Origin of the sequence: Aeromonas sp., assembly GCF_050633025.1 — a bacterium.
In the GTDB taxonomy this organism is placed as follows: Bacteria; Pseudomonadota; Gammaproteobacteria; order Enterobacterales; family Aeromonadaceae; genus Aeromonas.
This window is the reverse complement of record NZ_JBODRQ010000002.1, coordinates 1-12510: the sequence shown is the minus strand read 5'-3', so window position 1 is coordinate 12510 and position 12510 is coordinate 1. Positions and strand designations below refer to the sequence as shown.

Genomic DNA, 12510 nt, shown 5'->3' with positions numbered 1-12510 from the left:
TTTATCGGCCGAACTTGAACTCGTTGTATCCCGGTCAGCTATTTAAAGTTAGTGCCTAAATCAGTGGTTATCCATGCGCGTCTCGCCCCTCACCGAGCCAGAAAACAATCTGGTCGATTGGTAAAGATTCCATCGACACCCATGCTAGAGAGCGTTTCATAATCTTCTCGATAATCAACGGTATAAACCAGAACTTTGAGCCCCCGGCGATGGGCATCATCGACCAGCGCGGCGTCGATGAAATCAACATCGCAATTGATGGACCAGGCCCCCAGCTCGTCGGCAAACTGCGCCAGGTTGAGCGGAAGGTTGGCGGTCAGGGCACCGAGCCGGATAGCGGGCCGCGAGGCGGCAAATCGGGCCAGTTCCGGGTGATGGAAGGAGGAGACCACCCACTGTCCGGGGGTAAAGCCAAGCTCGACCTCTGCCCGTCGGGTCAGGGCTGCCACCACATCGGCAGTATGAGCGCCCTTGAGCTCGATATGCAGTTCGCAGCGTCCGGCGATGATCTCCATTACCTGCCACAGGGTCGGGATCACCTCTCCCTCACCGGCATCGAGCTGCTCCAGATAGGCGCGGGATTGCTCGGTCAGTACCCCCTTGCCATTGGTGCAACGCTCCAGCCGCCGGTCGTGGAAGACCCACAACTCGCCATCGGCCGCCTGCACGTCGATCTCGATGGCTGACGCTCCCAGCTCCAGCGCTTTGGCCATCGCCTTGAGGGTGTTCTCCGGTGCCAGACCGCTGGCGCCACGGTGGGCAATAATCTGCATGTTCTGCTCCTTTACCTCGCGGATCAGCCGCGGCTCAGGTGAATGTCGATTTGTTGATGGGGCAGGGTAAGTCCCTGCTGCTGCATCTTCTCCAGCACCAGCGAGTGAACCTCGTGGGTGATGGGCATCCGGTGATCCATGTTGTTGACGTAGAGACGGATCTCGTAGATCAGCGCCGAGTCGGTGAATTCGATCAGGAACACCTCGGGGGTCGGTGTCTCCAGCACCAGAGTCGATGCCTGGATGGACTCCTCCAGAATGCGCTGCACCAGTTTCGGGTCCCGGGTCAGACCGATCCTGATCTTCAGTTTGACCCGGGTGATGGCATCGGAGAGCGACCAGTTGATGAACTGTTCGGTGATGAAGGCCTTGTTGGGCACGATGATCTCCTTGCGATCCCAATCCACTATGGTGGTTGCCCGGGTTTTGATCTTGGTGACGGTGCCGGTGAGATCGCGGATGGTGACGGTGTCACCGAGCCGGATCGGCTTTTCAAACAGGATGATGAGGCCGGAGACGAAGTTGGCGAAGATCTCCTGCAGACCGAAACCCAGCCCCACCGAGAGGGCTGCGACCAGCCACTGGGTCTTCGACCAGTCGATGCCGAGCATGGAGAAGCCGGTGAGGGCGCCGATCAGGATCACCAGATACTTGCTGGTGGTCGTGAGGGCAAAGCCGGTACCCGGGGAGAGGCTGAGGTGCTGCAACAGGGTCAGCTCCATCAGCCCCGGCAGGTTTCGGGCTGTCACCACGGTCAGGATGAAGACGAAGGCGGTCAGCATCAGATCCTGCAAGGTGATGGCCGAGAGCTGCTCGATGCCGCCAATCTTGCTGCTCACCTGCCACACCTCGATATTGCTGAGGAAGCTGAAGGCGGAGTTGAGATCCGACCATTGCACCACCACCAGCATGGTGAAGCCCAGCATCAGCAAGGTGCGCACCAGCCCCAGCGACTGGGCGCTGATGGTATCGAGATCCAGCTCGTTCTCTTCCACCACATCGGGGATCTCCGAACTCAGCTCCTCCTGATTGTCGTCACGCCCGCGCTGGGCCAGGATCTCGGCCCGCTTGCTCTTGGCGCGCTCGAAGGCGAGGCGGCGGCGCTGGATCAGCATCCAGCGTCTGGCCAGATAGTAGACCAGCAGGCAACCCAGCCCCATCAGCAGGCTAAGCTCCAGCTGGCGCAGCAGGGTGCGCGAGGTATAGAAGTAGCCAAACAGGGCGCCAATCACCGCCAGCAGTGGCGCCAGCATCAGGCTGTTCCAGATGAAGTGGTGCAGCAGATGGGGCTTGGTCATGTCGGTCTGGCCCCAGGTGAGCGGCAATCGCTCCCGGTTGAGACGGGCAAAGAAGAGCAGCAGCCAGAGTGCACCGATCATGAAGGCCATCCGGCCGAGGGAGTCGTAGAAGGCGTGCTCCTGATAGCTGTTGGCCATCCCCTGCACGAAGAAACTCGGGATCAGCACCAGCAGCAGGGTGCGAAACTGCCCCCATACCTTTTGCACCTGTTCCCGGGGCCAGCGGAAGTGGTGGATCAAAATCCCCCGCTCCAGCGTCAGATGGCGGGCCATCACCAGCGCCAGCAGCAGAAACCAGATCTCGCCAAGACCGCGCGCCACCGCCACCGCAAACGGGTATTGCCAGGCTCCTTCAAGCAGGCCGCGCACCATCAACACCATGGCGGGCAAGGGGAGGGCGGCAAGCAGGGAGCGCAGCAGCAAGCGGCTGGTGAGGCTGAATTTGTCCTGGGTCACCTTGCCGATCCGCGGCGCAATATGGTCGCAATAGAGGCTCAGATGACGGGCCAGTTTGAACCAGCTCCAGGCCAGCACCAGCAGCCCAATACCGGCCAGCGTGAGGCTCAGCGGGCTGTTCTCAGCGATGGCGTAGGGTAGTTGCAGCCAGTTATCCGGGTTGAAGGCCAGGGTCAGCGCGGCGGGAATGCCGAGCATGACCTGCGGGGTAAAGGGGCGCACATCTGGCATCCAGAACAGGTGGCTGGCGCTTATTTCACGGATCTCGTCGATCTTGCTGTTCTGGCGGCTGTAGAGCAGCTTGAGACGGGTCTGCTCCTGAATGAGGGTGTCGGAGGCGTCGTTGAGCCGGGTCAGCAGCTGGCGTCGGGCCTTGAGCAGGTTGTCGAGCACCGCTTGCTGCGGCCGATCGAGCGTTACCTCCTCTTCGGCCATCAGTTTGTCGCGCAGCTGACGGGTATCCTTGAGCCCATCCTGCTCGCTCTCGTACTGGTACTTGGCCATGCGGGCGCTGACGATGGCGGACTCCAGCTTGTCGAGGGGGAACTGGGGAGGCAGATCGGAGAGTTTGCTGCGCAGGTTCTCGCCGTAGGCATTACTGATCTGCAGCCACTCCAGCTGTTCGCGTACCGAGTTGACCAGCTCATTCAGTTCAAACAGATTCTTGTCGACGCTGCGCTGCTCGTCCTGCACCCGCTCAATCTGATCCTCCAGCGTGCCGAGCTGGATGGAGAGCGCCTGATTCTGCTGTTGCTGCTCCAGTAGCAGCGGCATGTCGGTGGTAAGCTGTTTGCGCAGCCGTTCGCTCTCCTCCAGCGCCTGCTCGGTCTTCTCCCGCCGCAGCTGGTTCTGCTGGGTCAGCAGGCTGGCTTGCCACTCATCCTCGTCGGCGATGGCCAGATTGAGCTCCTGCAGTTTCAGCTTGCCGAGATCGTTGCGCTGCTGGGCCGAGAGCTGCTCCAGCTCCAGCATCTGGATCCGGTCGGAGAGGCTCTGCTCCTTCATTCTGGTCAGCAGCAGCTGGGCTTCCTGCTGGCGATCCGATTCGCTGCTGAAGCTCAGTCGCTCCAGCTGGCTGCGGGTCAGTTGCAGCTGTTTGCGCAGATCGTCCACCCGCAGGTGATACTCCTGCCCGGTGCTCTCCAGCTGGTTGAGGCTGTCCATCACCCCCTGCCGCTCCTTGCGCAGGTTGAGCTGGCGGTTGCTGCCAAGGCCAATGGCCTGGCGCAGCGCCTCCTCCTTGAGGCTCGCCAGCGGCGGGCGAGCGGCGGGCTGATAGTTGTGCAGGCTCTCCTTGAGCCGTGCCGACTCCTTGGGGTAATCGATAAGGATCTGCTGATAGGCTTTGCTCTGCTCCCGGTAGCGCTCGGCCTCTCTGGCAAATTGCAGCGCCTGCTGGTAGCTCTCCCGCAGCTTCTGGTTTTCCGGGGTATCGCTCTTGGGCACGCTCTGCAACAGGGATTCGGCCTGGGCAATGGCATCGTCGGCGCGCACGGCTGGCGGCAACAAGAGAAGGGAGAGCAGCAAGAGGGTGAGCAGGCGTTGCAACATGAGGCTCGTTTCCGTTCAGAAGAGGTGGCCCTAGCCTAAAACAGGGCAGGGAGGGGGTAAAGCAGTCTATATTAATGATTCATAACACAAATAACAGGAAGTCGTGCGGCCGTTTCGCTATGATCCCGGCCGCTTTCTCTCCACCGAGTCGAATATGTCAGCTGTTGATCTGGGCACAGCCCCGCTATCTCGCCTTTTCTGGCGTTACGTAACCCCGACCGTGGCCGCCATGCTGATCACCGGCGTCTATGTCACCATCGATGGCATCTTCGTTGGCCATGTGCTGGGTCAGGATGGCATGGCCGGTCTGATGCTGGCTTACCCCATCTGCGCCGTGCTCTATGCGGTGGGGGCGCTGATCGGCATGGGGGCCTCGTCGCTGGTCTCCTTCTATCTGGGGCAGGGCAACCCGGCCAAAGCCCGCCATATCGTCGGCAATGCGCTGGTGATGGTGTTGCTGGCCTCGGTACTGCTCAGTTTTATCGGGATTCGCTATGGCGAGCCCATGCTGGCCTGGATGGGGGCGGAGGGGGAGATCTTCACCGCCGGGCTCGCCTACCTGCAGGCCTACGCCTGGCTCAGTGTCTTTGCGGTGCTGTCAATGGCGTTCAGCTCCCTGCTGCGCAACGATGGCCGCCCCGGGTTTGTCACTATCATCATGGTGGTCGGGGGGCTGCTCAACGTGCTGCTCGACTATCTGCTGATGGTGGTGTTTCCGTTCGGACTGGCCGGGGTGGCGACGGCCACTATGCTCTCCCAGGCGGTGACGGGCCTCGCCTGCCTGTGGCACTTCTTCACGCCGCGCAGCCAACTGCGGATAAGTTGGGACACCTTGCGCCCCGATCTGCGGCTGATGGGCGAGACGGTGCGCCTGGGGGTATCGAGTTTTTTGATGTACCTCTATCTCTCGGTAGTGCTGGCACTGCACAACAAGGCGTTGCTGGCGGTCGGCACTTCGCTGCATGTGGCGGCCTACGGGGTGATCAGTTACACCGAGGCCTTCTTCTATCTGGTGTTCGAGGGGATCGCCATGGGTATCCAGCCCATCGCCAGCTTCAATGCGGGCGCCGGTCACTGGCGGCGGGTGTTGCGGATCCGCAATCTGGCGCTCGGAGTGACGCTGGGGATCGCCCTGTGTGCCATGCTCCCGCTCTATCTGTGGCCGGAGGCGGCGGTCTATCTGTTTGCCGGGGACAACGCCACCTTGTTGCCGGTGGCGAGCCTCGGGATCTGGCTCTACTTCTGGGGGCTGCCGATGGAGGGCTTGCTGCTGGTGGGGGCTACCTACTTCCAGGCCATCAATCGGGCTCGCATCGCCTCCCTGCTCACCGGCGGCAAGCTGGTGCTGATCGGCGGTTTCTTGTGGGGATTCTCGACCCTGTGGGGCGTGCCCGGCGTCTGGCTGGCATTGCCAACCTGCAGCTCTTTGCTGGTGCTGGTGATGTGGCGGGCTATGCGTCGGGAGTCCGGCGCCCACGCACTGGCCGAATAGGCAATCGGGCTCCAAGTGCAGAGAATAAAGCTGGCTGCAGTGCGGTGGTCTTCGACCTTGCTCCGGGACTTTATCGCGGTGCAATAGCTGTGATGGCTGAAGAAGAGGGAGATGGTATCCTGCCAGACGAAGCCGCGCGATGGGTGTACAAGCCTCTGGTGATTCTGGGGGGAAGGATATCAAGCGAACGAGGCGAGCCTCGATTGCGGTATTATAGGAAGGCTGGTTTCGGTTCCCTTTTGTGAAGTCACCCCGACAGGCTAAGGGGATGGGGGTTGGTGCCGATAACAGAGTGCAGCAGGAGATCCTTATGATGAAACCCCTTACCCTTCTCATTCTTGTCGGTGCATTCACCGCGCCCCTCTATGGTGCCGAGGCGGTATCGGCTGCCGTATCGAGCGATGTGCCTGCAGCAAGTGCATCGGCACCGACCGCAAGCAGTGCTGCGGTGGCAACGGCGGCTGTCTCTGCTGCTACGCCAGCGCCCTCTGAGGCCGTCCCCGTCTTGCTTCCGGCCGAGCCGGTCACACCCGTTGCCAGCAGTGGCGAGGGGGCCGCACCGCTGCCAAAACCGGCGGAACCTGCTGCTGTGGTGGCGCCTCCCGCACCTCTTGCCGCAGGCGAGTTGCAGGCGGTGCCGCTCTATCGTCAGGACGAGCTGCTCAACTGGATTGAGCAGGGGCGCCACCTCACTCAGGTGAAGCAGGATCGCTGTCAGCTGACTCAGGATATCGAAGCACGCGCCTCGGTGATGAAGATCCCGGCCTACCAGTTCCTCTGGGGGGATATGCTGGCGTGGGGTGTCTGTACCAAACCCAATGCCGAGATCGGGGTGCAATATATGTGGGAGGCGGCCAATCAGGGGTTGGCGCCGGCGCTGGAGCAGTTGGGTCGCTACTACTGGAAAGGAACTTTGGTGCAGAAGGATCTGGTGCGAGCCGAGACACTTATGCGCGAGGCGGCCAGCCTCGGTTTTCTGCGGGCCCGCATCGAGTGGGTCGAGATGCTGTTGCAGGGGATGGGCAGTCCGCTCGATTATGAGGACGCCTATCGCTGGCTCCATGGCTCCGTCATCGGTGACAAGGCGCTACACCAGAAGGCGGCGAGTCTGCTCAACCGTCTTGGCAACCGGATGCCGGCCAACGTGGTGGCCCGCGCCAAGGCGATGCACTGATCCAAAAAAATGACCCACAGATCTGCACCTGTGGGTCCGGTTCCAGCCGCCGTGCCATGACAGGCCGGAACCTCCCTCTGTTATATGGCTGCCCGCGCCTTAGAGATCTTGATGGGGGCCAAAAACTTCGTAATGGAGCTGCCCCGCTTTCACCCCAGCCGCCAGCAGCTGCCGCTTGATCTCTTGCATGAAGCCGACAGGGCCACAGAAGTAGTAGTGGGCCTCTGGCGTGATGCGCTCCTTCACGGCAGTCAGATCCATGGTGCCGGCCAGATCGTAATCTTGACCCTGCACATCACTAGCCTCCGGCTCCCGATACCAGATCCGGCTCAGCAAGTTGGGATGCTGGCGGGATTTTTGCTGAATATCCTCCCGGAAGGCGTGTACAGCGCCCTGTTCGCAGGCGTGCAGCCAGGTGACATCAGCCTGATGGCCGTTCGCCAGCAGCTGGTTGAGCATGCTCATCATCGGCGTCACGCCGACACCGGCTGAGAGCAGTACCACCGGGGTCTGGCTGTCGGCGTTCAGGTAGAAATCGCCGGTAGGGGGCATCACCTCGATCTTGTCACCCGCCTGCAGGTGATCGTGCAGCAGGTTAGAGACCTGACCCTGTGGCTCACGCTTGACGCTGATGCGGTAATCCTGCCCGTTGGGGGCATCGGAGAGGGAGTACTGGCGGATCTCCTGATATTCCAGCTCGGGGTGAACCAGCTTGATGCTGAGGTATTGGCCCGGTTTGAAGGCCAACACTGGCTTGCCATCTTCCGGCGTCAGCAGGAAGGAGGTGATGAGGGCGCTATCGGCCCGCTTCTCCTTGATGACGAAGGTGCGGGTTCCTTGCCAGCCGCCATCCTGATTGGCCTTCTCCTGATAGATCTCCTGCTCGCGGCCGATGAAGATGTCGGCCAGCACGCCATACGCCTTGCCCCATGCCTCCAGCACCTCGTCGGTGACCGCACTTCCGCCCAATTCTTTGAGCGTGGCCAAGAGATGACTACCTACAATGTGATATTGTTCCGGCTGGATCAGGAATCCGGTATGTTTGTGCGCAATCCGCTCGACCGCACCGGCGAGCGCTCCCAGATTGTCGATATTTTTGGCGTAGGCTGCGACGGCATTGAACAGGGCCAGTGGCTGACCACCGCTGCGCTGATGGGCCAGATTGAAGATATCTTTCAGCTCCGGGTTATGGCTGAACATCCGCTGGTAGAAGTGCTGGGTGAGGGCAGGGCCTGCCGATTCAAGCAGAGGAATGGTGCTTTTGATGACGGCAACGGTGGTTTGGTCTAGCATAGGGAGCCTCGTAGTTAATTGAACATCTAAAATGCCATTTAATAAGTGGTATCCTAGATGTTTATTTGATTTGAATCAATACTCCACTTTTCGCATCGCGCTAATCAGGTTTTATGAGACTAACCAGTTATACAGATTTCGGATTGAGAGCCCTGCTCTATCTTGCCACCCTGCCGGAAGGGGAGTTGTCGAGCGTTGCCAAGGTATCGGCCCTGTATGGTGTTTCCCGCAATCACATGGTGAAGGTGGTCAATCAGCTGGTGAAGCTGGGCTATCTGCAATCCCAGCGGGGCAAGAATGGCGGTATTCGCATGGCTTGCGATCCCGCCACCATCAATATCGGGCAGGTGATCAGGGCGCTGGAAGGCAATCTGGACGGCATTGACTGCGGCTCGCCCGCTTGCCACATCGTCTCTGTCTGTCTGCTCAAGAGTGCGCTGAAAGAGGCGATGGATGCGTTTCTGGCGGTGATGGACAGCTATACGCTGCAAGACCTGCTGGCCAACCGTGACGAGCTGCAACGGGTGTTTGGCGAGTTGATCCCGACTCTGGTGCTGGAGCCGGATGACGAAGATGAACAATGACGGTGAGAAATAGAAAGGACTGCCACTGGCCTTAATGTCCGTCAGCCAGGCATCCTTGTGATGAGATATGCGAAAGACTGAATATTAAAAGCGGCACCATGATTAAAGAACAATTGCGGCTACAGCCCTTGCCCTGACTGGCATGCAATAAAATGAGGGAGGCATCACACCTCCTTCAATGATTAGTCTTTATAGCTCGTGGATCGGGGCTCAAATTCTCTTAACTGACTTGCATTACCGGTTGTGGGCAGCCTGTTTTGTTAGCGGTTTTTTGGTTAGAGGGCTCTGCCGATTCAGGGCTTGAAGACACCGATAAAGATGGCGGGATCGACCCGGGTGTCGTTGAGGCTGACATTCCAGTGCATATGGGGGCCGGTAGCGCGGCCGGTCGAACCGACTCGCCCGACGATGCCACCGCGCGGCAGGCTCTGACCCAGCTTCACATCGATCTTCGACATGTGGCAGAACATGCTGATGAGCCCCTGACCGTGGTCGACAAAGACGGTGTTGCCGTTGAAGAAATAGTCGCCAATCAGGATCACCTTGCCAGCGGCGGGGGACTTGATCGGGGTGCCTGCGCCGACGGCGAAGTCGAGCCCTGAGTGGGGGTTGCGCTCCTCGCCATTGAAGAAACGACGCAGGCCAAACGGGCTGGAGAGGGGGCCGTTGACCGGCTTGTCGAACATCAGGTTGCTCGGCTGGTTGGGGCTGAAGGTTTGGTAAGCTCGGGTCTGCTCGGCCAGCTCGCGGTTGATACGGGTCATATCCTCGGCGAGTGGATTGACCTGACGGCTGTTCTTGAGCTTGATGTGCTGCTCACGGTAGTGCTTCGGTGTAACGGTGAAGCCGTGAGTACGGCCATCACCTGTGGTCAGTTGCTGGGCCCCAAGCGGGTTTTTGAGAGAGATGCCGACGATGGCGATCCACTGGTTGTCTTCGCGCACTACCAGCACGGGTTTGTCGTGATAGCGGGCCGTGGGGGCAGTGGGTGACGCGCCAAGAGGGATCACCGCAACGCCACCCGGCACCGGATGGTTGAGCAGGCGACTGATAAAACCCTCGGCCAGGGCTGACTGGCTGGCCAGTAACAACAACAGACAACACACAACTCTCATGACGATACCACTCGATGTTAAAACGCCCGGGATGGCGGGATGACAACCCCTTGTCCTGCATTCGTCGATCACTAAAGAGTGACCACGGCACGCTGGCCACGACAGTGGCTGCTGGGGGAGGGAGCAGATTGTGCCTCGTTATAGTCGGGGCAGCCAGAGGCGAGGCGTGGCTGACGCCCCTTTTGTGCATAGCTGCGTCAGGTTTTATGTCGTGGTCGAACCGCTTCACCATTGAGTTGCCCCCGCCCTGGCTCTAGAATCGGCTTCCGGCACTGATGCCACCGACACTCCGAGGAGACGATATGAACGGATTACCCCCTTTGCGCACCACTCCGGCTCGGTACACGACAGGTCGTGGCTGGGTCTGGGTTCGCAGCGGATTCGATATCTTCAACAAGGGGATGGGGGCCAGTGTTGCCATGGTAGTGTTCTGGTTTGGCGTCGGCATGGTGCTCGATCTGCTACCGGCGGGTGGTCTTATCTCCCAACTGCTCTACATGGTGTGGGGCGCGGGTTGGGTGGCGGTCGCCGCTCGGGGTTATCGGGGGGAGCCGCTGCAGTTTGCCGATCTCTTCGCCGGTTTTCGCCACAAACTAACCCCCTTGATGCTGGGTGGCCTGCTGGTGTTGGCACTTTTTATCCTGATTGGGCTGGTTTGCGGGGGGCTGCTCTCCATGTGGGGACTGCTCTCTGTGTTGACTCAAGATCCGGATAGCATGGTGGTCTCGGCCCTGCAACTACAGCAACTGCTGCTGGTGTTGCTGGTGGGTATGGTGCTGGCTATTCCGGTGCTGATGGCGGTGACCTTTTCGCCAGCCCTTATCTATTTCCACGATGTCGGTATTTTGCAGGCGGCCCGACTCAGCTTTGCCGGTTGCTGGCACAATATGTGGCCCTTCTTCTGGTGGGGTCTCCTCTCTGCCATTCTGCTGCTGTTTGGCGCGGTGTTGCTGCTGGTAGGTCTGCTGGTGGTGATCCCGGCGCTTAACTACTCCATCTATGTGGCCTATCGGGATATTTTCCTGGACGAGATGGCGCAGCAGGATGCGCCAAATGCGGAACCATTCGGATTTGAAGCCTGATCAATGGATCGGGATAAAGAAGAGGTCTGCGGGGCTGGTGCCGATCAGTTAAGGAGCGATTGACCGATCTTTCTGGTGTATGAAAGTCCGAAACCTGTTGCTTGGTTTCGGATTTTTTATGCGTATCGCTCAGGCCCTCGACTTCCTCCACGCCTGCAATGCCGTTCAGTTTGGGTCGTCTCAGGGCCAATTCCACCCGAATTTATCGTGACTCTACTCGCCGAAGAGGGGGCGCGCCTCTCCGTCGTCGCCGTATGCCCACGGACCCAAGATCGAGCTGCTATTGGCGGCCTCTGGCTGGGCCGCCGCCGTCAGTCGTTGGGTGAGGCATTGTGTGTTGATGCGCGACTCCACGGTCTGCTGCGGATCGAGGTGTTGACCGGTCAGCATTTTGGCGAGTGTTACTTCAACTGATTGTTGCAACATCTTGTTGCAACATCTGGTCGATAGCCCGGGCTGGGTGAAACAGCTGGGCGGTCAGGGTTAGTCTCCCCCTTGGGCTGATGCACAAATGCACAAGAATAAGGGGAGAGTCGTGTTGCTGACTTCTTGGGCGATCCTGCCGGGGGGCTTTGGCATCTTCCTGAATTGATTGAATTGTTATTAGAGTGTGAACTGGCAAGTTCTCTTTAGAGTGGAGAAAAAGGGCCGATATACAGTGTGCTGCAGCGGTATGAATTACTTCCGTTTTCTGTTGGCAGGCTATGCTTTATATGACCATTCCGGCGGAGGTCGCGGGAGTGAAGACCCATTTCAAGGAAGCCCTCATATGTTCAAAAACATGTCTATCGGCCAGAAACTGAGTGCCGGATTCGTTGTACTAGCGCTGCTGGTGCTGGGCTTGGCCTGGTTCTCCATCAGCCAGTTGGCAAGGCTTTATGGTGATACCGAAACCATCACCGGCAATTTGTTGCCCTCCACTCGGTATGCCAGCCAAATGCATGTCGCCATTCTTGATGCGCGGCGCTCCCAGTTGGCTCAGGTGATCGCCGGGCTGAGCAACGATGCCCAGGAGGTGAGTGAGCGTACGGCCACCTTTAACAAGGCCAAGCAGGAGTTTGACGCTGCGGCCCAGAAATATGGCGCCTTACCCTTCACCACAGATGAAGAGAAGCAGACGTATGACCAACTGCTGAGCGGTGCCGCCAAATATTTTGCGATACATGATCAGCTGATGAATGCCTTTGCTGCCAATGACCTGGAAAAAGTCAAAAATTTGCGTAAAGTAGACACCCGCCTCGCACTGGAGGAGGTGGGAGCCAAGTCACTGCGGCTGCGAGAGATCAATAACGAGATCGCCATTGATATGACCAAAAGCGTGGCCGATGTCTATGACGATGCCAAAACCATGAGCCTAATTGTCAGCCTGGTGACCCTGAGCTTTGTGGTGGGGATTGCCTGGTTGTTGACCGGTCAAATCCGCAATCCGGTGATGGCGTTGCTGGAACAGACCCGCAAGGTTGCAGCCGGGGATCTCACTTCCCGCATCGATCTGCAGCAGTTCAACAATGATGAAATGGGTACCCTTGCCAAAGGGTTTGGCGAGATGCAGACCAATCTGCGCACCCTGGTGAGTGAAGTGTCGGGCTCTGTGGTGCAACTGAGTTCCGCCGCAGAGGAGATAAGCTCGGTGGCTCGCCAGTCAGCCAACAACATGAATGCTCAGCAACATGAGCTGAACCAGCTGGCAAC

The 12510-nt window shown here is 59.2% G+C and carries 10 protein-coding genes; 6 read left to right on the top strand and 4 right to left on the bottom strand.

Features of this window, described 5'->3' with window-relative positions; genetic code table 11:
- Nucleotides 1–89: 89 nt before the first annotated feature.
- Nucleotides 90–773 (bottom strand): glycerophosphodiester phosphodiesterase, encoded by a 684-nt coding sequence (locus ACRAUW_RS00405; protein WP_431360710.1) that lies wholly within the window; start codon nt 771–773, stop codon nt 90–92.
- 23 nt (nt 774–796) lie between these two features.
- Entirely contained in the window at nt 797–4078 is a 3282-nt protein-coding gene (gene mscM, locus ACRAUW_RS00400; protein ID WP_431360709.1) for a miniconductance mechanosensitive channel MscM, read from the bottom strand.
- Nucleotides 4079–4232: 154 nt separating this feature from the next.
- Here mscM and ACRAUW_RS00395 point away from each other — a divergent pair, with 154 nt between their 5' ends.
- Both ACRAUW_RS00395 and ACRAUW_RS00390 read left to right on the top strand, forming a co-directional pair.
- Nucleotides 4233–5570, top strand: a complete 1338-nt coding sequence (locus ACRAUW_RS00395) for an MATE family efflux transporter (protein WP_431360708.1) — start codon at nt 4233–4235, stop codon at nt 5568–5570.
- Between the two features lie 589 nt (nt 5571–6159).
- The gene (locus ACRAUW_RS00390; protein WP_043826113.1) at nt 6160–6744 is read left to right on the top strand and encodes a tetratricopeptide repeat protein; all 585 of its coding nucleotides are present in this window, start codon (nt 6160–6162) and stop codon (nt 6742–6744) included.
- Between the two features lie 99 nt (nt 6745–6843).
- Here ACRAUW_RS00390 and hmpA read toward each other — a convergent pair whose 3' ends face one another.
- Complete coding sequence (gene hmpA / locus ACRAUW_RS00385) at nt 6844–8037, bottom strand: NO-inducible flavohemoprotein (RefSeq protein WP_431360707.1); 1194 nt, start codon at nt 8035–8037, stop codon at nt 6844–6846.
- 113 nt (nt 8038–8150) lie between these two features.
- Here hmpA and ACRAUW_RS00380 point away from each other — a divergent pair, with 113 nt between their 5' ends.
- Complete coding sequence (locus ACRAUW_RS00380) at nt 8151–8621, top strand: Rrf2 family transcriptional regulator (RefSeq protein WP_005340388.1); 471 nt, start codon at nt 8151–8153, stop codon at nt 8619–8621.
- Between the two features lie 293 nt (nt 8622–8914).
- On the opposite strand, the gene ACRAUW_RS00375 is transcribed toward ACRAUW_RS00380, so the two are convergent.
- Nucleotides 8915–9736, bottom strand: a complete 822-nt coding sequence (locus ACRAUW_RS00375; protein WP_431360706.1) for a peptidoglycan DD-metalloendopeptidase family protein — start codon at nt 9734–9736, stop codon at nt 8915–8917.
- 302 nt (nt 9737–10038) lie between these two features.
- On the opposite strand from ACRAUW_RS00375, the gene ACRAUW_RS00370 reads away from it, so the two are divergent.
- The 3 genes from ACRAUW_RS00370 to ACRAUW_RS00360 all read left to right on the top strand — a co-directional run.
- The gene (locus ACRAUW_RS00370) at nt 10039–10818 is read left to right on the top strand and encodes a BPSS1780 family membrane protein (protein ID WP_431360705.1); all 780 of its coding nucleotides are present in this window, start codon (nt 10039–10041) and stop codon (nt 10816–10818) included.
- Between the two features lie 207 nt (nt 10819–11025).
- Nucleotides 11026–11232 (top strand): hypothetical protein, encoded by a 207-nt coding sequence (locus ACRAUW_RS00365; protein WP_431360704.1) that lies wholly within the window; start codon nt 11026–11028, stop codon nt 11230–11232.
- A 355-nt stretch (nt 11233–11587) separates the two neighbouring features.
- On the top strand, nt 11588–12510 hold a 923-nt coding region (locus ACRAUW_RS00360; protein ID WP_431360703.1), incomplete at its 3' end, for an MCP four helix bundle domain-containing protein.